Annotated in this window: 16 protein-coding genes; 7 read left to right on the top strand and 9 right to left on the bottom strand. The window is 37.5% G+C overall.

Features of this window, described 5'->3' with window-relative positions; genetic code table 11:
- Window positions 1–2 precede the first annotated feature (2 nt).
- From J1G40_RS17360 to J1G40_RS17350, 3 genes are read left to right on the top strand one after another with little or no spacing between them, the layout of a single operon-like run.
- Window positions 3–3,299 (top strand): efflux RND transporter permease subunit, encoded by a 3,297-nt coding sequence (locus tag J1G40_RS17360; RefSeq protein ID WP_265243931.1) that lies wholly within the window; start codon window positions 3–5, stop codon window positions 3,297–3,299.
- Window positions 3,299–4,648, top strand: a complete 1,350-nt coding sequence (locus J1G40_RS17355) for a TolC family protein (protein WP_265243930.1) — start codon at window positions 3,299–3,301, stop codon at window positions 4,646–4,648. Before J1G40_RS17360 ends, J1G40_RS17355 begins: the two co-directional genes overlap by 1 nt.
- A gap of 12 nt (window positions 4,649–4,660) precedes the next feature.
- Window positions 4,661–4,843, top strand: coding sequence for a CPXCG motif-containing cysteine-rich protein (locus tag J1G40_RS17350; protein ID WP_265243929.1), 183 nt, complete (start codon window positions 4,661–4,663; stop codon window positions 4,841–4,843).
- A gap of 18 nt (window positions 4,844–4,861) precedes the next feature.
- Here J1G40_RS17350 and J1G40_RS17345 read toward each other — a convergent pair whose 3' ends face one another.
- Genes J1G40_RS17345 through J1G40_RS17335 form a run of 3 tightly spaced genes read right to left on the bottom strand, consistent with a single transcriptional unit; the run spans window position 4,862 to window position 10,116 of the window.
- Complete coding sequence (locus J1G40_RS17345; protein WP_265243928.1) at window positions 4,862–6,304, bottom strand: c-type cytochrome domain-containing protein; 1,443 nt, start codon at window positions 6,302–6,304, stop codon at window positions 4,862–4,864.
- 3 nt (window positions 6,305–6,307) lie between these two features.
- Window positions 6,308–7,768 (bottom strand): DUF1501 domain-containing protein, encoded by a 1,461-nt coding sequence (locus tag J1G40_RS17340; RefSeq protein ID WP_265243927.1) that lies wholly within the window; start codon window positions 7,766–7,768, stop codon window positions 6,308–6,310.
- Between the two features lie 5 nt (window positions 7,769–7,773).
- Window positions 7,774–10,116 carry a PSD1 and planctomycete cytochrome C domain-containing protein gene (locus J1G40_RS17335; protein ID WP_265243926.1) on the bottom strand — a complete coding sequence of 781 codons (2,343 nt, stop codon included), beginning with the start codon at window positions 10,114–10,116 and terminating at the stop codon, window positions 7,774–7,776.
- 232 nt (window positions 10,117–10,348) lie between these two features.
- On the opposite strand from J1G40_RS17335, the gene J1G40_RS17330 reads away from it, so the two are divergent.
- The 4 genes from J1G40_RS17330 (at window position 10,349) to J1G40_RS17315 (ending at window position 15,107) form a co-directional block, all read left to right on the top strand.
- Window positions 10,349–10,756, top strand: coding sequence for a hypothetical protein (locus J1G40_RS17330; RefSeq protein WP_265243925.1), 408 nt, complete (start codon window positions 10,349–10,351; stop codon window positions 10,754–10,756).
- Window positions 10,757–10,817: 61 nt separating this feature from the next.
- Window positions 10,818–11,621 (top strand): GLPGLI family protein, encoded by an 804-nt coding sequence (locus tag J1G40_RS17325; protein ID WP_265243924.1) that lies wholly within the window; start codon window positions 10,818–10,820, stop codon window positions 11,619–11,621.
- Window positions 11,618–14,299 (top strand): carboxypeptidase-like regulatory domain-containing protein, encoded by a 2,682-nt coding sequence (locus J1G40_RS17320; RefSeq protein ID WP_321160209.1) that lies wholly within the window; start codon window positions 11,618–11,620, stop codon window positions 14,297–14,299. The genes J1G40_RS17325 and J1G40_RS17320 overlap by 4 nt, the downstream gene beginning before the upstream one ends.
- A 157-nt stretch (window positions 14,300–14,456) precedes the next feature.
- Window positions 14,457–15,107 (top strand): OmpW/AlkL family protein, encoded by a 651-nt coding sequence (locus J1G40_RS17315; protein WP_265243923.1) that lies wholly within the window; start codon window positions 14,457–14,459, stop codon window positions 15,105–15,107.
- Window positions 15,108–15,326: 219 nt separating this feature from the next.
- Here the strand turns inward: J1G40_RS17315 and J1G40_RS17310 are convergent, their stop codons facing one another.
- The 6 genes from J1G40_RS17310 to J1G40_RS17285 all read right to left on the bottom strand — a co-directional run bounded on the left by J1G40_RS17310 (window position 15,327) and on the right by J1G40_RS17285 (window position 22,808).
- On the bottom strand, window positions 15,327–16,472 hold the full coding sequence (locus J1G40_RS17310) for a formyltransferase family protein (protein ID WP_265243922.1): 1,146 nt from the start codon (window positions 16,470–16,472) through the stop codon (window positions 15,327–15,329).
- Complete coding sequence (locus J1G40_RS17305) at window positions 16,459–17,565, bottom strand: hypothetical protein (protein ID WP_265243921.1); 1,107 nt, start codon at window positions 17,563–17,565, stop codon at window positions 16,459–16,461. The genes J1G40_RS17310 and J1G40_RS17305 overlap by 14 nt, the downstream gene beginning before the upstream one ends.
- Window positions 17,566–18,007: 442 nt before the next feature.
- A complete protein-coding gene (locus tag J1G40_RS17300; protein ID WP_265243920.1) occupies window positions 18,008–18,931 on the bottom strand; it encodes a glycosyltransferase family 2 protein in 924 nt (307 codons plus the stop codon).
- Between the two features lie 13 nt (window positions 18,932–18,944).
- On the bottom strand, window positions 18,945–20,270 hold the full coding sequence (locus J1G40_RS17295) for a glycosyltransferase (protein ID WP_265243919.1): 1,326 nt from the start codon (window positions 20,268–20,270) through the stop codon (window positions 18,945–18,947).
- 12 nt (window positions 20,271–20,282) lie between these two features.
- Window positions 20,283–21,122 (bottom strand): hypothetical protein, encoded by an 840-nt coding sequence (locus tag J1G40_RS17290; protein WP_265243918.1) that lies wholly within the window; start codon window positions 21,120–21,122, stop codon window positions 20,283–20,285.
- Window positions 21,123–21,593: 471 nt separating this feature from the next.
- A complete protein-coding gene (locus J1G40_RS17285) occupies window positions 21,594–22,808 on the bottom strand; it encodes a glycosyltransferase (protein ID WP_265243917.1) in 1,215 nt (404 codons plus the stop codon).
- Window positions 22,809–22,830 lie beyond the last annotated feature (22 nt).

Below are 22,830 nucleotides of genomic sequence, written 5' to 3'. Positions count from 1 at the left end.
TCATGAGAAACATAATTGCCTATTTTATTAAGTATCACGTTGCTGTCAACGTCATTATATTGGCCTTTGCTGTTTTTGGAATAGTGGGGGCAATTGGATTAAAGTCGTCCTTTTTTCCACTTACTGATTCGAAGAATATTCTAATTAATATCACCTATCCAGGTGCTTCTCCTTTGGAAGTGGAAGAAGGAATTGTTCTCAAAATTGAAGATAACCTCAAAGGATTGCAGGGAGTAGAACGTGTTACTTCCACATCTCGTGAAAATAGTGGTAACATAAATGTTGAAATAGAAAAAGGAAGGGACATAGACTTTATGCTTCTCGAGGTTAAGAATGCAGTAGACAGGGTGCCCACATTTCCTGTTGGAATGGAACCACTGATAGTTTCCAAATTGGAGCCTGTTAGACCAACAATAACCTTTGCCATTAGCGGTGAAAATATTCCATTGGCGACCTTAAAACAGATCGGAAGGCAGATAGAGAATGATATTAGAGCTATTGAAGGCATATCTCAGATTCAGATTTCCGGATATCCTCTGGAAGAGATAGAAATTGCAGTAAACGAAAACAGCCTTCTGGCTTATAATATGTCATTTACTGAAGTTTCCCAGGCAGTTGGCAATGCCAATATTTTGGTAACTGGGGGGAATATCAAGACTTCTGCGGAAGAATATTTAATACGCGCTAATAACCGCTCCTATTACGGGGATGAACTTTCAAATATAATAATCAGGGCGGATGCCTCCGGACAGGCCGTGCGCCTTAAAGATGTTGCGGTCATCCGCGACAGATTTTCAGAATCTCCCAATGCCAGTTATTTTGATGGGAAACTCTCTGTCAACGTTACTATTACCAGTACCAATACGGAAGATCTCATTGGCTCTGCAGAAAAAATCAAAGCCTATATAACCGAGTACAACGAGAAGTACGACAATATACAACTCGATGTTGTGAGAGATTTGTCAACCACTCTTACCCAGCGTACTCAGTTACTTTCTGAAAATGCGATAATGGGAATGATACTGGTACTTATTTTCCTGTCGCTCTTTCTGAATACCCGCCTGGCTTTTTGGGTAGCTTTTGGCCTGCCTATATCGTTTCTGGGGATGTTCATTTTTGCCGGATTCTTTAATGTTACCATTAATGTCTTGTCATTATTCGGGATGATTATCGTAATTGGTATTCTTGTAGATGACGGAATAGTCATAGCCGAGAACATCTATCAACACTACGAAAAGGGGAAGTCGCCTATACAAGCAGCTGTAGATGGCACTATGGAAGTGTTACCTCCCATAGTATCGGCAATTGTCACTACGGTGTTGGCATTTTCTATATTTCTGTTCCTCGATGGCAGAATAGGGGATTTCTTTGGGGAAGTATCTGTGATTGTTATTTTAACCCTTGTAGTTTCCCTGGTTGAAGCACTGATTATATTACCGGCGCATTTGGCGCATTCTAAAGCATTAAGGCCAAAGGATAAACAACCTAAAAATGGGTTGGCAAGAGCTTTTGCCAAATTGAGGGTGATAAATCAGGCCGGCGATAGGTTTATGAAGTGGATGCGCGATAATATGTATAGTCCTGCACTCCGATTTTCCATTCAGAATAAATTACTGACTTTTTCCATCTTTCTCGCCGCACTGATTTTAACATTTGGCTCAATTGGCGGCGGTATAATCCGAACTGCTTTTTTTCCAAGAATTGCGAGTGATCAGGTCAGGGTAGAATTGTTAATGCCCAATGGGACCAATGAACGGGTTACAGATTCTATTATAAGTCTTATTGAGGAAAAATCGGCCATCGTCAATGAGGAACTGACAGAACAGTACCTTAAAGGAACTTCAAAACAATTGTTTGAAAATGTTATCAGGGAAGTGGGTCCGGGGTCTTCGGCTGCCACTCTGATAATTAATTTACTACCCGGAGAGGAACGCCCGGATGCGGTGCAATCCAATTTGGTAACTAACAGGTTAGAAGAGTTGGTAGGTCCCGTAATTGGAACAGAAAGTCTTATTTATGGTTCTGGAGGAAATTTTGGTGGTAATCCGGTTTCTGTATCACTGCTGGGGAATAATATCCAGGAATTAAAAGCTGCCAAAAAAGAGCTTAAAACGGCCATGCAGAATAATTCGGCCTTAAAAGATATTGCTGATAACGATCCGGCCGGGATAAAGGAAATACGACTCGAACTAAAAGATAATGCCTATTTATTGGGGTTAGATTTAAGATCTATAATGAACCAGGTGCGTGCAGGTTTTTTCGGGGCACAAGCCCAAAGGTTCCAAAGAGGACAGGACGAGATTCGCGTATGGGTGCGTTATGACAGGACTAATCGTTCTTCTATATCCGATTTGGATGAAATGCGTATTGTAACCCCGACAGGAGACCGCATCCCTTTAAAAGAAATCGCTTCCTATTCTATTGAGCGTGGTGATGTTGCTATTAACAGATTAGAAGGGCAGAGGGAGATTCAGATTATTGCCGATCTTAAAAACGATAAAACCACCAGTGCAGTAGATATTGTGACCGATATCCGGAATAATATAATGCCCGCTATTCAATCTAAATACCCTACAGTTACTGCCTCCTATGAAGGACAGAACAGGGAAAGGAATAAGTTGACCAATTCTATAAATTTTGTCGGACTAATTGTGCTGGGCTTAATTTATATGACCATCGCATTTACTTTTAGAAGTTTTAGTCAGCCTTTAATGTTGTTGTTGCTTGTACCTTTTAGCCTTACCGGTGTAGGATGGGGCCATTATATACATGATTTTCCAATTAACATCCTGTCTATGCTGGGGATTATCGCACTTATAGGAATAATGGTAAATGACGGTCTCGTACTAATTGGTAAATTCAATAGCAATCTCCGTGAGGGAATGGAATTTGATCATGCACTTTATGAAGCGGGAAGATCAAGGTTCAGGGCAATTTTTCTAACCTCAATAACAACCATTGCTGGTCTTGCTCCACTGATGTTGGAGACCAGCAGACAAGCGCAATTTCTGATCCCTATGGCCATATCTATTGCTTATGGAATTGGCTTTGCAACTGTACTAACTTTAATAATGCTCCCGCTCTTTTTGTCCTTTAGTAATAAAATGAAGGTGGGTACCAAGTGGTTGGCCACGGGAGATAATATAACCAAGGAAGAAGTAGAAAGAGCCATTAAAGAGCAGAAAGATGAAATAGATTTGGCTGGGCAGTTAAAACAACGGCTTAATGGTAGTCCAAATGGAACTGGTGATAAAACCACTGAACCAAATAATCCTTTAGAATTTGAAGTAAAAGAGTAATGAGAAATAAATATGTTTTACTCAGCTTATTGCTGTTGGTTTTTAATACCATAAATGCCCAGGAAATTTCGCTTTCCAAGGAAGAAGCAGTTTCCCTGGTATTAGAAAATAACTTTGGAATAGAGGTGGCCAGGAATCAGGTAGAAATTGCGGAAAACAATAAAAGTTTGCTGAATTCCGGGTTTTTGCCAACACTAACAGCCAATGCGGGGGCCAATTATAACAGGGATGATTCTGTTATCGAATTTCCGGGCCAGCTTAATCCCGATGGGACGCCACGGGAAGACGTGAATATTGATCAGGCCGAAGCACAGCGCTATAACTCGGGCCTAACGGTAAATTATACCCTCTTCGACGGTCTTGGCAGACTTTACAATTATAAAAGCCTTAAGGAACAATATCAGTTGAGTGAACTGCAGGCCAGAGAAACTATTGAGAATACGATTTTACAGCTTTTTAGCGTCTATTTTGAGATAGCCCGCCTTTCAGAAAATGAAAATGTTTTGATGCAGGCACTTGAAGTGTCTAAAAACAGAATTACGAGATCGGAATATGCCTTTGAATATGGACAGAATACCAAGCTAGATATCCTGAATGCACAGGTTGATGTAACCAATGACAGTATTAATCTTTTAAATGCCAGGCAGCAACTCGCCAATGCAAAACGAGATCTGAATGTAGTGCTAAATAGGAGCCTTAATGAATCGTTTTCTGTGGATACGCTAATTAATTTTATTCCCAGGTTGCAACTAGACGAATTAATTGCCAGTGCCAGGGAGAACAATGTGGCCATACAGCAGACAGAACGAAATTTAGCCATTAATGAGTACGATATTAAAATCAGCAGATCTGGTTATTTGCCCACTATTGGTTTAACTGGTTCTTATGGCTGGAATTTAAATCAGAGCGCCGCCTCGGCATTTTTTCCCGGCACCAATAACACCAACTGGAATTTAGGGCTTGGGGCAAGCCTTACCTGGAATTTGTTTGACGGTGGTGGTACTACCGTTCGTGTCAAGAATGCTAAGATTGCCTATGAGAATCAACAGTTACTCAAAGACCAGATTGCGCTTGAAGTGGACAGGGATATCCTTAATGCCCTGGCTATTTATGAAAACCGTCTGAACATCTTTCACATCCAGGAACAGAACGTTACCACCAATCAGAACAATTTTGAAAGGTCCAGGGAGCAGTTTCAATTGGGAAGAATAACCTCTATTGAATTCAGGGTGGCACAGATCAACCTACTGAATGCACAAACCAACAAGAATTTGGCCAAATATGATGCTAAACTGGCAGAGTTACAATTGTTGCAACTTACAGGACAGTTATTAAATGTTGATCTATAATTTAGTAGTGCTATGTACGAACATTTCTTTCAATGTCCTTATTGCTGGGAAGAAATTTCAATGCTGCTAGATAGTTCAGTCCATAAACAGACCTATGTTGAAGATTGCGAGGTCTGTTGCAACCCAATAGCACTGACAACAGAATTCTCAGCAAACGAATTAGTGGCCTTCCTGGCCGAAGATATCGGGCAATAGCCATTTCTAATAGCCAATTTATTTGGTTTTTTCCTTAATTGCCAATGTGTCATTTTCAGCGAAAAAGGTCTTTAGTTCGCTGTTGATTCCACTGAATATTTCCAGATCAGGTCTGTCTTTTTTAAGTTGGAGTATGCCAGGTTCTGTAACCGAGGTTTCCCATATATAGAGCTGCTCCAGACTTTTGATATTCTTAAGTATGTCCAGACTATTGTCTGCGATATCTGTCTCAAATACCTTGAGCAGCTTTAAATTTGATAATACCTTTAAGGTATCAAGATCATTATCGGTAATTGGGGTATTATTTATTTCCAGCCATTCTAAGTTTTTACACCCGGCAATCATATGCATTTCATCTTTGCCAATGGGTAAACCGCTCAGATCTAATTCTACGATATTTTCCGAAATAACTTTTAGTCTGGTCAAGGTAGTTATATCATATTTCGGAGGTTTGTACATGGCAATTCTCAAAGCATTAGAAGAAGCCGCAATTCTGGTAATGGTTAAATAATCTGAAGCGAGACGGGTGAGTGTACTGTCCTGAACCCCGGGAAGCTGCGCCCATTTTTCCAATGGATCTGGCACCATCATTTCTTTAATCAATATGGCGAGGGGGTCCTTACTTTCCAGATGGTTTAATCTTAAGGTGTCTGAGGCGCCTAAGGCAATCCATCTTTTCATAATCTCAATTTCACCGGCATCCAAAGGGGTTTCTCCTTCAGGGGGCATGTGGTCTTCATCTTCTATTGGCAGTTCCAGCCTGCTGATGAATTCACTTTCATCCGGCCCCCCGGGTATAATATTTGCCCCACTTTCACCGCCTTTTAACAAGGCTTCAAAACTGGTCATTAGAAATTCACCTTTGGTTTTATTGGGATTGTGACATTTAACACATTTCGCGTCCAAAATACGCCCTACAATATGTTCATAGATGAGCGGATTATCAGGAATGATATCTGTTTTAGTTCCCCCGGGTAACGCGAGGAAATTTTGACCATGGGTGATCATCCCTCCATAATGACCGGTAAACCCAATCATTAAAAGTAAGACAAGGCCCAATCCTTTTGTTACTGTACTTTTAGCGTATCCATTGTTGGCTAACCAATACCATATAGACATGCCAATTGCCACAGCAGCACCTAATAATTGATGCCAAAACAGCAAATCTCCCTTTTCATCAGACCCCAGCCCCAGGAAAAATCCGCTTATAGCGGTTATTAAGGCGGCCAGACAGCTAATGGAAAGTAAAACATATGAGACTTTTTTACCGCTTAAAAGCAATACAACAGCAATAATTACCAGGACTATGGGAAAATGTAAAACAACCGGATGCCAATGTCCCAGCCAGGAGATCAGAGCCGGAGGTGAAATATGAGATTCAAAAAGCAGGCAGAAGCAGAGGAAAATAAGCAGTCCGAGGATAAGGTAATCTACCCATCTTTTTCTTGATGTTGTTGTCATATGTTAAGCCAATAGATCTTTTACGACATTTCCGGCAACGTCTGTAAGCCTAAAACGACGACCTTGATATTTGTATGTCAGTTGTTCGTGATTAAGCCCCATAGAATGCATCAGGGTAGCGTGGAAATCGTTTATATGAACAGGATTATTAATAATATTATAGCCAAACTCATCGGTCTCCCCATAGGTAATACCAGGTTTAATACCTCCACCGGCCATCCATATGCTAAATGCCCGTGGATGATGATCCCTGCCGTAATTTGCAGGATCAAATTTACCCTGGCAATAGTTAGATCGACCAAATTCCCCACCCCAGATGACCAGGGTGTCTTCCAACATTCCGCGTTGCTTTAAATCTAACACCAGTGCAGCAGAAGCCTTGTCGACATCCTTTGCTTGTCCTGCCATTTCGTTAGGGAGATTTCCATGCTGATCCCACCCCTGATGGTACAACTGTATAAATCTTACCCCATTCTCTGCAAGCCTGCGGGCCTGTAAACAATTAGCGGCATAGGTTCCTGGCACCTGACAATCTTCACCGTAGAGTTGAATGGTCGCAGCAGATTCTTTGGAAATATCCATTACATCGGGTACGGACATTTGCATTCTATAGGCCATTTCATACTGAGCAATCCTTGATTCAATTTCGTCGTCCCCCGTTTCTACGTGGTGCAGTTTATTTAAGGAGGATACCTGATCCAAAAGATGACGTTTATCAGACCTGGAAATGCCTTCTGGATCATTCAGGTATAAAACTGGATTTTTGCCTGCCCGAAGCAGCACCCCCTGATGTTTGGAATCCAAAAACCCACTAGACCATAACTTTGAATACAATCCCTGACTATTGCCTTTGCCCCTGGAGGTTAGAACAACAAAAGAAGGAAGGTTTTTGTTTTCACTACCCAAACCATAGCTCATCCAGGAACCCATGCTAGGTCTGCCAGATTGCTGGCTGCCGGTTTGGAAAAAAGTTATTGCCGGGTCGTGGTTGATAGCCTCGGTATGCATACTTCTGATGATACAGATATCGTCGGCTATTTTTGCAATATGAGGAAAGAAATCGCTTACCCATGCCCCGCTATTACCATATTGCTTAAATTTTGCTGCGGAGGGCATTAAAGGAAAGCTCTCTTGCCCGGAAGTCATTCCTGTAAGTCGCTGCCCATTGCGAATAGAATCGGGAAGATCTTCTCCCATTCGTTTTTCCAGTGTTGGTTTGTAATCAAAAGTCTCAAGTTGTGATGGGGCTCCCGCCTGGAAAAGGTATATGATGCGTTTTGCCTTAGGTGCAAAATGAGGAATTCCCAATGGCCTGCTGGCCATCTCCTGTGAGCTTTGTTTAAAGAGATCGGGGATAAGTAAAGAACCAAGCGCCAAAGATCCTATTCCAACACTCAGTTGAGAGAAAAAATGCCTTCTGTTTACCTTTAAAGGGTTTTCCTGCTTTAATTTATCTTTATCCATCGGTGTTATTCTTTAGTAATGGTTTCGTCCAGGTTATAAATGACCTGTGCTGTAAGCATAAGAGCAGCGGTTTTGACCGGTTCTGTTTCCAGCACTTCCGATGCCCCTACAGCCATGAGCTTTTCAGCTTCTTCAGTCTTATCAGCATAACTGGCCAATGCTTCTTCAAAGTACTTGTTAATAACTGATATTTCCTGGTCTTTAGGCGGCCTTGCCAATATTTTTTGGAAAATGTTTGCTACAAGGGTTTCATCATCAGAATGGTTGGCGACGGTCTGCTGAGCAAGATACCTGGCGGCTTCTAACATTTGAATGTCGTTTTGCAATGCCAGTGCTTGCAAGGGTGTATTGGTTTTCTGACGCCTAACCTCGCAGAAATCGCGGGTGGGGGCATCAAAAATTGACATGCTGGGAGGTGGCAATGTCCGTTTCCAAAATGTATACAAAGAGCGCCTGTACAAATCTTCACCTTTATCTTCCACATAAGTAGTGAGTACTCCTCTGTTGCTTCCTGCGTTTGTTTCTTCCCATAGGCCTGGAGGCTGATAGGGTTTTACGCTGGCTCCTCCTATTTCCTCATTTAAGAGGCCGCTGGTCGCTAAAAAATAATCCCGAATCATTTCTCCGCTCATCCTGAATCGCTGTGCCCTTGCCAGCAGTCTGTTGTTTGGATCTACATTTTTTAGCTCTGGCCTTAGTTTGGAGCTTTGCTGATAGGTGGCAGATAGCATAATTTTTTTAATCAGGTATTTGATGTCCCAATTGTGTTCCATAAAATCTCTAGAAAGCCAGTCTAATAAAGCCGGGTGCGAAGGAAGGCTCCCCTGTACCCCAAAATCTTCTGATGTTTCTACAAGTCCATTTCCAAAAAGCATAGCCCAGATACGGTTGACAAATACCCTCGCTGTCAGTGGGTTGTTTTTATCTGTGACCCATTTTGCGAGTCCTAATCTGTTCTTGGGCAATTCTGGTGAAAAAGGAAAAATACTTGCTGGTGTTGTTGTTTCCACACTATCTGTTGGCTCGTCATAATTTCCCCTGTTTAAGAGATAGGTTTGCCTGGGGGTAGAATCGTTCATGACCATCACATTGACTCCTTCTCCTTCCTCATTATTGATAAAAGACAAGACACCTTCCACTTCGCTGTCTGTAATGGTAATATAAGGGGAATCGGCAAAATACTTCTGGCGTGCGGCCTGGACGGCATCCATCTGTATTCCCTTTTCGTTGACATTATTAAAAAAGGCATAGACTCCATAATACTCCTTCTGGCTAATGGGATCATATTTATGATCATGGCATTTAGCACATTCCAATGTTATTCCCAGGATGCCTTTGCCCAGTGTATTGGTCCTGTCTACAACATAGTAAGAGAGGTACTCTTCATGAATTATTCCTCCCTCCTGTGTTATGGGATGATTTCTATTGAATCCTGTTGCCAGAATTTGTTCCATATTGGCATTGGGTAGAAGATCGCCGGCTAACTGCCAGGTTAAAAATCTATCGTAGGGCATATTATTATTAAATGCATGGATCACCCAATCTCGCCAGGGCCACATGGTTCTGTAACTATCATCCTGGTAACCATGAGAATCTGCATATCGGGCAACATCGAGCCACATCTGGGTCATACGTTCCCCATAGGAAGGTGATGCCAGAAATTCATCGATGAGATCCGGAATGGCATTTTCGGAATTGTCCGATATAAATTGCTCGGTTTGCCCCGGCTTTGGAGGAAGACCGGTTAAATCTAATGCTATACGACGTATAAGTGTTTCTTTTGCTGCTTTTTCACTAGGTGCTATATTGTTTTCTTCCAATTTCTGTAAAACGAAAGCATCAATTTCACTCTGGATCCAATCTGTGGTTTTGGATTTGGGGGGTGCTATTTTACCTGGAGGAATAAATGCCCAGTGTTTTTCATATTTCCCGCCTTGAGCAATCCATTTCTTAATAAGTTTCTTTTCGTATTGTGTTAAGGCCAGGTTGGCCTCTGGTGGGGGCATTAACATTTTAGGGTCATCAGAAGTAATTCGCTTGTACAAAATGCTTTGTCCTGGTTTCCCGGCTACCAGAGCATGTTTTCCCGGGTTTTCCTTTAATTCGGCGAACGCCATTTCTTCAATATCCAGTCTCAGACCGGCTTTTCGTTTATTGGCGTCAGGGCCATGACAAGTATAACAATTGTCTGAAAGTATGGGTTTAATGTCAAAATTATAGTCCACCACATCCGGCAATGGCCTATCTGAGTATTCTCCTATATCACTACTAAAGAAACCGGCTGTTACAGCGTAGATAATGGCGGTGAGTAATAATAAGACAGTAATAAGGACGGCTTTCTGCTTCAAGAAAATTTTCTTTTGAATCTAAATTACTAAAGTTAACCAATTCTCATCAAAATCATTCTAAGATAAATTTTGCCCTTGATGCTGCAAGCTTATTGCGTTGGGGCAATCTATTTTCACCGCAAATGGAGAGTTAAAATCAATTCACCTCTCTACAATCCAATTGGTTGTCGGACATGTCGAAACAGCGACAGTAAACCTGAAAGTAGACAGTAACATTTATCAACAAAGAATTATGAAGAAAACTATTTTATTCCTGACACTAAGTTTATTAACGCTCGGTTCTGTTTCAGCAGTAACAGGAAGTACTACCTCGGAGAAAGTGAGGCCCAGTATTAAAATTATCCAGGATGGAGATAATTATAATGAAGCTATATTATTTGAATTTGAGACCATTGATGAAATGGAAATTTTTGATCTTTCCACGCTTGATGATTTTTTTGATTATACAAGGGATGATTGTTCAGTAACTGCAACCGTAACTGTAAGTCATACTTTGGGTATGGAAGGCAACGTAGGAGTGGCTAGTACTGGTCATAAAACTACCATTAGCGTAAGTGCTACGGTTACTGCCAGTTGTTCTGAAATAAAGAGTGTCATTAAGGCACTAATCGCAGATTTAAGAGCGCAACTTGGTATCTGATATCTACGTTATTCTCATTGCCATTCGGATACCACCGGATGGCAATTTTTATACCAATCATATGAAATATATTATGATATTCTTCCTCCTGGGCTATAGTGCTGTTTGTTCGCAGGACAACTCCATGTCTGATGTGAAAGTAGAATATGAAGTATTTAAGATCCTGGATAATACCACTAGAAAATTTTCTTCCATCTTACTTTTCAATGCCAGTCGATCTTTATTCAATTATAAGATAGATGCCAAAAATGAAGAAATCAATGAAGTTAAGGAATTTGGGGTGGATCAATTCAGATTAAATGTGAACCGCGAAGTCGTGGATACTCTTTCTAATAGTTACTACTATGAATACAGACGTCAACATTTTATACGTTCCGTTCAGGATTTTAACTCCCAAAGCAAAGTATTTATCCAGGAACCTATTCAGGAGCAGGAATGGGAGATAGCATCGGACACCAAAAAAATACAATCCTTTGATTGCTTAAAAGCAACTTTGGAATACAAGGGGAATCGTTATATCGCCTGGTTTACAAGGGATATACCAACCACTTTCGGCCCTTTTGAATTTGGCCAGTTATTGGGCTTAATACTTGAGCTGTATTCTGAAGATCGAAAGCTGTATCTGGCGGCTACTAAAGTCGTTTATCCTTTTAAGCAAACTATGGATGCTCCCTCATCGGATGCGGATTATATCAGCAATTCTCAATACGAAGAACTTCTACAGAAGTATCAGGACAGTATCACCAATTCCATTGAGGAAAAGGCAAGGAGAATACTGACTAAAAGCGATAGGTCTGTCCACATTTCCAATATAAGAATTGAGGTTAAAAAAAGTAACGACAGCACTAAGATCAATAGCAATTGAATAATCAGTGGAAATACTTTTTGTGTTTTTTTGTTTTGGTACTTCCTCTTCACGGGCAATTTGTTGTTAAAGGAAAAATCAGAACAATTGGCGATAAGGCAATTACAAATGCAAATGTTGTTTGTAAGTCTATGGACAATAAGATACATTCCTACACATTTACAAATTCTGATGGCTTTTACGAGCTCAACTTAAAGGCAGCGGGAAATTTTGTCCTTGAATTCTCTTCCCTTGGCTTTGAAAAACAAAGCAGACCTATAAAGGTGTCTTCTGTCTCAGAAAGAGCATTTACCTTAAACGTTGTACTTAATAAAAGTGTGGTTGTCCTGGATGAAGTCATTTTAATTGATGATAAACCAATTGACATCAGAAAAGACACTATAGTTTTTGACGTGGATGCATTCTCCAGGGGCAGTGAAGAAGTTGTTGAGGATATTTTAAAGCACCTTCCTAATGTTAATGTTGATCGGGATGGTGGTATCAGGGTGGGAAATACGGAAATTGAAAAAGTCATGATAGAGGGGGACGACTTTTTTAAACGGGGCTATAAAATGATCACTAAAAATATGCCCTCTAAATCAATAGACAAGGTAGAGGTTATAAACAACTATTTGGAAAATGATTTGCTTAAAGACATTCAGGATAGTGATAAAATTGCATTGAATTTAAGACTAAAGGAAGAGGCAAAACGTATTTGGTTTGGCAATGTTGAGATGGCCCATGGTCTTACTAGCTCGGACAATTATGAATTTTCAACAATTTTGATGAATTATGGGAAGAAGAATAAATACTATCTCTACGGCAACCTTAATGATATTGGTCATGACGCCAAAGGGTATTTGGACGGACTAATAAATCCGATTAATTATGATGATTTAACTGCAATTGGTGAAGGACAAAGAGCACATCATTTATTACAAATAGACCCCATCCCTGTCAACTTTAAAAAAGATAGAACAAATTTTAACAACTCTGAACTCATCTCACTCAATGCAATTTTTAATCCGTTTAAACGGCTTAAGATTTCAACCAATGGATTTTTAAGCTGGGATGAAAACGGTTTCTTTAGAAGTAGTACTGCTGCTGTGGACATTCTGGGAACCAAATTCATTAACATCGAAAATCGCGATTTGTTTAAAAACAGTACACTTGGGTTTATGGAGGTTGATCTGGATCTGGAATTGTCACAAACAGCTTCTTTGATGTCAAGTTCCCGTTTTAGTAATAATGAAAACAATAGTATTGGTAATTTGTCATTTAATTCAAGTACCGCAATTGAAGACCTGGAGACCAATGCCTCCTTTATGGACCAAATTATAAGGTTTACAAGAAAATTGGAGGGAAATAGCATGCTACTTTTTAGCGGAAGATATATTTATGAAGATGTTCCTCAGCGCTATGCTATAAATGAGCTGTTTTATCCTGAATTATTCCCTCAAATTACCACTGCTGATAATATTGTTCAGAATACCAAGAGCAAATTGAATCTTTTGGCATTTGAAGTTCATTTGCTTACAAAACAAAAAAAAGGGCATTTACTTGAGTTTCAAATAGGAGATCAATATCGAAAGGATACTTTTATGTCTAACCTGATCTTAATGGAAGGAATAAATGCAGTTGAACTTCCACCCGGGTATCAGAACAGTTTGGAATATGCCTCCAATGACCTGTATTTTAAAACGAAATATACCTGGAAGACTAAGCAATTAGGATTTAACGGAAGTTTGGGGCTTCATCAACTGGCTAACGGCATTGAGAATGCATCTGGTACCGTAAATGAAACCCCCTTTTTTATTAATACAAGAATTGGTTTCGATTGGTCACCAAGTGATAAGAGTTCCTTTAGAGGGGTATATAGCTTTTCTAGCACTAATGCGAGCATATTAGATGTTTATGACAATTTTGCTTTAACAGGTTTTCAGTCTTTTACAAAAGGTGCGGGTTCTTTCAGTCAATTGACGGCTTCTAATTTTCTCCTAAGTTATAAGTTGGGCAACTGGAGTGATAGGTTTTTTGCAAACACAGTATTGCTCTACCTCAGAAACCATGATTTCTTTTCAAGTAGTATGGTGATTGATCCTAATTATAGTTTATCCGAACGTCTTATGATAAAAGACAGGGATCTTCTAAATTTCAACACTAAAATAGACCATTATATCAGCGCGTTTTCTTCAAACATTAAATTGGATCTGGGTTATTCAAGATTAAAATATGGGAATATGGTAAATAATTCGGAGCTAAGAGAAGTCTTATCGGTTGCTTATAACTATGGCCTGCAACTACGCTCCGGATTTCGTGGAAAACTTAATTTCCACGCTGGTACAAAGTGGACGAATCATCGGATTAAAACAATAATGGCGAATGCGTATACAGACAATATTTCTTTCCTCGATTTGTCATATAATGGTGGAGGCAGATTTAATATTGAGATGAAGGCAGAAAGATATTTTTTCGGGAACCGCGATAATAGGAGTAACACTTACTATTTTCTTGATTTTGCTTTGCGCTATACCTTAAGGCAAAACAAACTCGAATTAAGCTTAAATGGTAATAATTTGTTCAATACCAGAACTTACAGGAGTTTTGCCATAAGTGATATCGGCACTTATAATACAGAATTTAAGCTGTTGCCATCCTATCTGCTTTTAAAGCTTAAATATCGGTTTGGACTTCCTTAACGGTTTGGGATTCCGTCTATCTGTGATTTTTTATTCCCTTGTTTTGCTGAAATAAAAATATTTCTCGACACTAAAAATTCATCTATGATATATATCATGAACGCCCCTTTTTTTCCAGCATAGTTTTGCGCCAGATTTAACTTAAATGAAATTATATATGAAAAATTTATTAGTAATTCTATTGGTTGGCGTTTTGTTTTCATTGAGCGTTCAGGGGCAGGATGATGCTAATGCATCATCCGATTTTAGTAAATGGCAGGTGCGGCTTAGAGGAGTGGTCATTACTCCGGACGAGAGTGCCACCATAGAGAGCATTGGAGGTGATGTGGACATTTCCACAGCTGTGATTCCTGAATTGGATTTCACCTATTTCTTTACAGAAAATATTGCGGCTGAACTTATTCTCGGGACATCAAAACACGATGTGGAGGCAATTAATACTGCTGCAGGAGATATAGAATTGGGCGATGTTTGGTTATTGCCGCCTACACTAACCTTGCAATACCATTTTACAGGCGGAGCCCTGAAACCCTATTTAGGGGCCGGTGTCAATTTCACTATTTTCTACGGAGCAGATGAAGGTGCTGTAGCCGATGCTGTAGACTATGAAAATAGTTTGGGGCTTGCTTTTCAAGGGGGCTTTGACTATTCTTTAAGCGACCAATGGTTCCTGAATGTTGACCTAAAGAAGATATTTATTCAGACTGATGCAACAGTCGATGCAACTTCGGCATTGGGCGCAACCGTTGGCGCAGATGTTGATATACATCCTCTGGCTATTGGATTTGGTGTAGGATATAAATTTTAGTCCACTCACAATATTAAATCCCATAGATCTATTTTATGGGGTTTTTCTTTTAAATATTGTACAATTACTGTAAGATTAAATTTTTGAGCTATTGATGCCAACGGTTAGTATAAGATTAATAGCGGACTGCGTGGCACTTTCCTGTCGAGTCACACGAAAGTTGAAGCGGGCTACTACTCATAAATACACTACTATTTCGCCTATTATTTTTATACATTGTTAAACACTTTTATTCAAAATGTCAGTTTCTATGTAGTTTGCTAATAATGGATGAATACTGTAGTATGTTAATCCCATATTTGGATTATTTTCTATAGTTCTATAGTTAGATGATATATATTTAGTCATTGCGTCAACAATACGAGTTGTTAAATCATTTCTAACCTTTTTTCTTATGCCCTTAATAGAATGTATTTTATCGATTTTGTATGTATAAACATTAACTATTGCCCCTTCGTCAATTTTATTTGTTACAAGATGAACTGTGGCTCCTACTTCAAACCCAAACAACAGTGAGAATTCAATGGAAGAGCGCCCTCTAACAAATGGAAGTACCGCCCAATGGTCATTTAGAAGTCCTTTTGAAAAATTTTCAATAATATTATCCCTAATGATAATACCTAATTTATGAAACCCTATGGTAACCTGACCTTTTAATCCTTTTTCAGCTAAAGACAGGTTTTTATCTCTATGGTTTACAACTTTATAGTTAGGAATGATTCTAAGAAGTCTTAAAACCGGCCAGAATAGTGGAAAGTTAAATAAGGCATTCAAATATTTATTTTGATGGTACTTTACAAGATACACACTTACATTAAGTCCAATTTTATTGAGTTGAGCTTTTATCTTTTTAAAAAAAATAGGGTTGCCGATTAGCCCAATATTTACAGGCTTCTCTATTTTACGTAAAATATCTTTTTTTTTTATTTGTGCTATAAATGAACTTACTTTTTCAGTTGATGTTAAGGGATGTATATGCTTATGATTTACAATATTTTTGTAAAATATACTTTTTGAGATAGTCATTAGTTCTACATACCTTTCATTTTCTTCATAGAAGAATAAAAACTCATTGAAATACCTTACATCTTTAGAATAGTAATAACCAATTAGTAAAAAATTCAGGATATTGCACCTTTCGTGATCTCTTAAATGGTTATTTCTTTTAAAGTGAATTTTAAATAATAATTTATCAAAGTACCTAAAGTCCAACCGAAAATGATTTTTTATTTCTTCCCATTGATTAAACGAGGGCAGAATAAGAATATCAAATTCTAATTCTGAATTAAAACAGACAGAGTTATTTATCTTAAAAAACTTTTCTAAATCTTCTTCTAGATAAATATTATCATTAGATATCTTCATTGCAAATCACTTTTGTTTTGCTCATATAGTTATTTATATAGTCAGAAAATGTAATAAACTCAACTGTTTCATTATATTGAGTAATAATGTACTTTAAAAATTTACTGATATTATTGTAGTTGCCCATATAATGTTTTGTATGACTTTCAAAGATTATTGGAATCCCATTTCCTTCAAGTTTCAAAAATCTTTTATGTACTGTGTCAAATGATTTTTTAAGGTAAGAAAAAGGCTCGTTACTAAACTTAAGGTGAGTTAAATATGGATGCATCCCGAATTTTAATATCTTCTTGTTCTTAATTCCATTATTGGAATAAACCTCATTAGGAATTGATTTATTGTAGAATATACTAGGGTCTTGTTTTTTACGCATTTTTACTTTAAGATGATAAAGTAATCTACTTAGGGTCACAAAATCAGGGGAATAATAAGCAAGAGGAATGATTACTAAGTTACCATTTTTACCTACTTTTCTTACATCTTTATAGTTTGGACAATAAGGCAATGTATCTTCCTCAAGACCTCTGTAATCAATTCCTGCCGATGGAATGTGCATGTCTTTTCTTAACCCACAAATTATTTTAAAATTATATTTATCAAATAAGGCTAATAGATTTTCAGAAGGTTGTAGCCCCCATGATCCGGCTTTAAATGTAGATAGTTTGTAATCTTTTTTTATAGGAGTGATCAGGTTCGTGAGATACTCAACGCTATTTTTTATTAAAATTTCTTGTTCATCTTGTTTGCTTCTTCCTAAATTCCAATTATCCCCTAAATAAAAGAAAGGTTCTTTGTACGTTGCGTTAAGCCATTGGGGATGAAGATGTAATTGAACATCAAAACCCCTGTCTACCATTTGTTTCACAGTTTCTTCCCAAAGTAAGATTTGAAACCTTATGTCTGAAGATCTAGCTGCATTCTTTTTTAATTCGAGGACGTGGGCTACGTCCACCATAAAACTCATTTTAATTCCAATTTCATCACATAAATTCATCAGGAAATTTGCCGGTAAATATTGATGGTATGCAACATTGCCTAAACCATTACCCAATACTTCAAAATCATCTTCAATTATTAACAAAAATTTTTTCATATTAATTTTCTTTTTTAATTGTGCTTAACGTTTCGACTATGATTGGTTGCGGCAAAATCTGTTATGGTTTTCCGTCTGCTGATCAAACTGTTTATTTAAATGTAAAAATATTCTAAATAGGGAAGGGGTGACGATTAATTATAGGCATTGTTATCTGCCGTTTTTTAATTCGGCCTCGAAGTATGCCGCAAACCATAAAATCAACAAGCCCTAATTAGATTCTGTTATTTTAAGAGTAATCGGAAAGCCGGCGAAAACAGCTTGACAACGCTCAAAATGAAATTCAACTCAATTACTGGAAGGCGCATAAGTACTTGAAATTTAAATGGATTATGCTCATCCTTTACTTATAGTGTAAATTACTTGTGTTGCGACAATAATTTTAAAATTTATTTTAGACCGGTAAAGAGACCTTATCATGGCAAATAAATAATAAGAATCCTCATCTATTATCTTTTAAATATTCATTATATCTTACATTTATCAGTCCTGTAAGACCTCCAAAACCTTCTGCAATTTTTAAAATACCAATATACCTGTATTTAAATTTAAAAGGAAGGAGAAGTAAACAAACAACTCCTAAAATAAAATAGATTAAACTAATGATTATTTTTTTTAATACGCCAATGAATTCCTTTTCTATAATCAGTATGTATATAAAAGAGTTTGCCCCCCTATACCTGCGTTGTAATAACCATTTTAGAGTTGCCCTTTTTTTAGAAATATACTCATAGGCTACTGCTTTTGCGGCATAATAAATAGTGCCATTTTCTTTTAGAACGCATATCCCGAAATAGAAATCTTCAGAACCAATGTTATTGAACCTTTTATCAAATTGCAATTGATGTTCTTTTAAAAATTTGGAACGCATAATGAGATTACCGGTAAATATGAAATCCAACTTCTTATTGTTTTCGTACTGAGGAGGAAAAAACCAATTTGAAATTGCCTTTGAAACCGTAACTTCAAATTCGGGAATAACCGGACCCATGGCCATATCCCCGTTATTATTTACAATAGTATAAATCAATTCATTCAGCCATGGCTTGGTCACATACTCGTCATCATCAACAAAGACAACAAAATCTGGTTCTAATAAAAGTGCTTTCTCCAGAATTTCATTTCTAACATTAGAAAGGCCTTTTAAAGGGTAATTATGATAATGGAGCTTGAAATTAAAAGGACAATTGTTTTTAAGCCCTGAAGTGGTGGCTTCTGCAGTTTTGTTTTGATCATTATCTATAATCAAAATATCTACGGCCGAAATAAATTTTTCATCGATGGTACAGGTATAAATACTATTGACCAATTTCTCTAACAACAGCGGTCTTTTATAAGTTGGAATGCCAATAACCAGGTGGTTCATGAAGGTATTGTTTTTAAATCTTCTTTTTTCCTGCCACAGTTAAAATCATTTGTTCAAATTCCCTCACCACCAGATTTGATTCATGACGAGTTTCAGCAATATTTTTAGCTGTTTTGGCTACTTGTTCTCGAAGAGATATGTCAAGAAACAATTTCTTTAACTTTTCAGTTAGAACAGCTACACTGTTTTCTGTAACTACCGTTGCCCAATGATATTTTTCAGCATATTGCACCAAGGCGGTATCTCTTGGGGCAAAAATGACAATTGGCGTACCACTTGCCATATATTCAGGGGCTTTTGTGGGCATAGAGTATTTAATGTAACTTAGGGATTCTGTGCTAAAATCATAGGGAAGGATTAAAAAATCAGCTTTTGAAAAAACAGTTGGAAGATCTTCATATTTCACAAATTCCCTATGGTCGACATTTTTATAATTCTTAATCCAATTGGGGGCATCTTGGGCCTGGATTATAAATTTTATATCGGTATGGAGTTCTTTGTTAACCTTTTTTATAGCTTCCGCTATGTTCCTTAAAGATTTATTGATACCAAGACCTATCCTTCCGGCATATAACAAGGTTGGGCTTTTGGTAAGTTGATAATTGTTCCTTTGCACCTTTTTCCAGAAGTTCAAGTTAATAGGGTTATGAAAAGTGACAAATGCTTTTCCATAACGTTTTTTATATACTTCGCACATATACTCGCTAATACCCATCAGCAAGTCTGCCCTGGTCAACAGCAGTCTAAATTCTTTGTCTATTTTTCTTTTCCAAAAGTTTTTCATGAAACCTTTTATCCCTATTAAGGAAGGCCAATCATCCATCATATGAAAAACCACAGGTCTTCTTTTATATTTTATGATCTCATTACAAAGAATAATATCTTCTCTGGATGAGGCCTGCATGTAATATATATCGGGGTCAAACTCATCAAGCCACTTACAAAAACTTGAAGACAACTTTAATTTAGCTTGAAAATGGGAAAGCCCTATATAATCAAAAATAGGAACAATAAAGTCCATTATCAGCTTGACGCGAAGTTTTGATTTCTTAACAACAATTTTATCATTATTATTTGCCCTATCATCTATATTTATAGGACCCGAATAATATTTTCGTCTGAGGAGATTAAATGGAAAAATCCATTTTCTTTCTTTAGAACCCAGCTGGTAATAATTATTACATAACTTGGGATCCATATCTTCGGTAAGCGAATATCCCGAGCACGCAACGGCCAGTTTATTCCTTTCCCAGTTACCGAAAAGATTTGAAAGGGTAATCCCACCGCCCGTATTGGAATTGAAAGGTTGATTTATTATTAAAACCTTGGGTAAGAGCATCTTTCAATTTTTTTAAAGGGTTTGATTTTTGATATCTTCAGCCATTCCTCTGAGATCTTCACGTCCCTTAAAATAATCTACAAGAACCTGTTCGGGGATTTCCCTAAATGATTTTGAGTAACAAATTCCTACTGATATCCACAATAAAATGAACTGCATGGTAAAGGTGTTGAGTGTTGCAGGGTACATATTTAATAATATCAATAAAATCCAAATTCCTGCAGCTTTACTAAGCGAATTATTGGAATAAAAAATACCTTTAAAAATAGCAGGGATTGTTATCAATAAAAAAAGCAACAAGGAAATTATTCCGCCTTTCAGGATTAGCTGGAGATAATCGGTTTCAATAGTAGTTCTATAGCCGGTTATCGCATCCGGGGTTATACCCGGACAAAAATATGCTCCATCCATGCCTTTACCAATTAGCCAGTCTATGGATTCCATATCCTTATAAAAACACAATTCAACACCGGTACGAGTATCTTCTAATCCCCTATCTATAATATAACTAAACACGCCATTTTTATTTGCCATAAAAATTTCAAACCCAAATAGTATTAAAACACCTCCCAATACAATAGACAATATGATAACAAATAATTTCTGTCGGGATTGTATAAAATAAAGTAAATAGGCAAATAATACTGTAAGTCCGCACATAAATAGAAGCCCTCTTCTAGCTCTTACCAATGCAAAAAAGACAGTAAGTAAAAAGATAAAAATCAGAAAAAATTTCTTTTTCCCTGATTGGTAGCTATAAATCATTAATAAAAAAAAACAAGGAACAGCCAAAGTTCTGGCAAAATATTCAAACATTTCCCTGCTAAGAACACTATCTTGTTGTGAGCTCATGATATGACTAATAAACGCCAAATCATAAATCACGTAAAAAAATGCCAAAATGATTAGAAGGTTAAAAATCCTCCTTATATAGAAAAATTTTAATGGCATCATTAAAAAAAGTGGGGCCAAATACAAAATTCCCCCGAACCAAGCATCAAAAAGAAAAAATTTGAGTTCCTCATAATTTAAATTGAATCCCCGAGTAATTATTACTGCGATCCAAACTAAATAAAGGGTAAATACGAACTGTAAATAACGATTTTCAAAACGAAACTTTATAATATAAAAAAAGGTGGGCAGAAAAAGCATTAGGCCCAAAACCTGAAAAACTTGACAAACAACATAATTGACCAGCGTAGTTGTAGAAATAGTATAACCAAGAGTATACACCAAAAATCCAATCCAAAAAATATTTATTATTTCCCGTTCCCTGAGTGTGGTATGTAGCAGATTATTTGGTAGTTTATTCATCAAAGTAAATTATGAAGTAACCTGATTTAGCAACTTAAAATGTTTTTCGATAATAAATTTTTCATCAAATTCAGGGAGTCTTCGCCCTACCACTTTTTCATCTACACAATATTTTATTCCCTTTGCCAAATCATCAGCATTCTTTTGTTCAGCCAAATACCCATTTAATCTATGCTTAATAAGTTCAGGAATACCGCCCACATTAAAAGCCACCACAGGAGTTCCACAAGATAGAGATTCGAGTATCGTATAAGGGAGATTATCTGCTAAAGAAGGGGCAACAAAAACATCTGCCGCATTGTAAATTACAGATGTCGCGTATTCACTATCTACAAATCCCACAAATTTGGTATCGTAAGGCATGGCATCTGCAATTTCAGAATTCTGACCACTTCCAAATACTAAGATTTTAAAATTTCTATAACCAGAATCTAAAAGAATGTGGAGAGCCCTTTTTAGATAAGCCCAGCCTTTGTAGGGGCTGTCTACCGCCATTGCCCCGAAGGCGATGATTTTCATATCTCCATCCACATTTAAAATTTGTTTTGCCACTTTTTTATCTATCGGTTTAAAAAGGCTTGCGCTAAGCATATTCCCTATATGAAAAATTGGCTTCTTTCCTGTTAAAGCAGACTTTTGTGCTTTTTTAAATAACCAGGCACTTGGTGAAACAAAATAAAGATTTTCATAATCATTATAGAATTTCTGTTTTTTTTTGAATCCTTTGTAAGAAATGTCTTTTGTCTTATTTCCTTCAAAAAATTGGCAGTTGTTACAATGGCTTTCATACTTTGGGCATTCAAAGCTATGGTGACATCCGCCTGTAATATTCCACATATCATGCATGACAAAAATCAAAGGTTTTCCCAGGGAGGCCAATTGACGCAGATTTTTTATACTTAAAAAGCCATATAAGACCCAATGAATGTAAATGACGTCTGCTTCTAAAACTTCCGTTCGGGTAGCTATATTAGAACCGACTATCGGATAGGAAAACATTCCAAACTCACTTATTTTATTTTTGATGACATAGGACTGAATATAATTATTTGCTTTGGCTTTTAATCTGGTATTCCTGCCCAGTACCTGTATGCCAGGACTTATGATATTATCTCCATAGAGGGTCAAAATTTCCGATTCCAGGCCGTTATCTATAAAAGCTTGATGAAGTCGATTTGCAGGACTGGCAGCGGAAGTTCTATATTGGAGATGTAGGATTTTCATTAAACTTGATTGTTGTTTTTAA

Source organism: Muriicola sp. Z0-33, from assembly GCF_026126425.1.
GTDB lineage: Bacteria > Bacteroidota > Bacteroidia > Flavobacteriales > Flavobacteriaceae > JAFMPW01.
Note: the sequence above shows the minus strand (reverse complement) of the source record. Positions and strands in the feature narration are given on the sequence as shown.

What these genes read in the sequence shown, in the direction of transcription:
- J1G40_RS17325 (WP_265243924.1), top strand. Translation starts at nt 10,818, where the DNA reads ATGAAATATATTATGATATTCTTCCTCCTGGGCTATAGTGCTGTTTGT.
- J1G40_RS17300 (WP_265243920.1), bottom strand. Translation starts at nt 18,931, where the DNA reads ATGAACCACCTGGTTATTGGCATTCCAACTTATAAAAGACCGCTGTTG.
- J1G40_RS17290 (WP_265243918.1), bottom strand. Translation starts at nt 21,122, where the DNA reads ATGAGCTCACAACAAGATAGTGTTCTTAGCAGGGAAATGTTTGAATAT.
- J1G40_RS17310 (WP_265243922.1), bottom strand. Translation starts at nt 16,472, where the DNA reads ATGAAGATATCTAATGATAATATTTATCTAGAAGAAGATTTAGAAAAG.
- J1G40_RS17340 (WP_265243927.1), bottom strand. Translation starts at nt 7,768, where the DNA reads ATGGATAAAGATAAATTAAAGCAGGAAAACCCTTTAAAGGTAAACAGA.
- J1G40_RS17285 (WP_265243917.1), bottom strand. Translation starts at nt 22,808, where the DNA reads ATGAAAATCCTACATCTCCAATATAGAACTTCCGCTGCCAGTCCTGCA.
- J1G40_RS17345 (WP_265243928.1), bottom strand. Translation starts at nt 6,304, where the DNA reads ATGACAACAACATCAAGAAAAAGATGGGTAGATTACCTTATCCTCGGA.
- J1G40_RS17315 (WP_265243923.1), top strand. Translation starts at nt 14,457, where the DNA reads ATGAAAAATTTATTAGTAATTCTATTGGTTGGCGTTTTGTTTTCATTG.
- J1G40_RS17295 (WP_265243919.1), bottom strand. Translation starts at nt 20,270, where the DNA reads ATGCTCTTACCCAAGGTTTTAATAATAAATCAACCTTTCAATTCCAAT.
- J1G40_RS17350 (WP_265243929.1), top strand. Translation starts at nt 4,661, where the DNA reads ATGTACGAACATTTCTTTCAATGTCCTTATTGCTGGGAAGAAATTTCA.
- J1G40_RS17355 (WP_265243930.1), top strand. Translation starts at nt 3,299, where the DNA reads ATGAGAAATAAATATGTTTTACTCAGCTTATTGCTGTTGGTTTTTAAT.
- J1G40_RS17305 (WP_265243921.1), bottom strand. Translation starts at nt 17,565, where the DNA reads ATGAAAAAATTTTTGTTAATAATTGAAGATGATTTTGAAGTATTGGGT.
- J1G40_RS17360 (WP_265243931.1), top strand. Translation starts at nt 3, where the DNA reads ATGAGAAACATAATTGCCTATTTTATTAAGTATCACGTTGCTGTCAAC.
- J1G40_RS17330 (WP_265243925.1), top strand. Translation starts at nt 10,349, where the DNA reads ATGAAGAAAACTATTTTATTCCTGACACTAAGTTTATTAACGCTCGGT.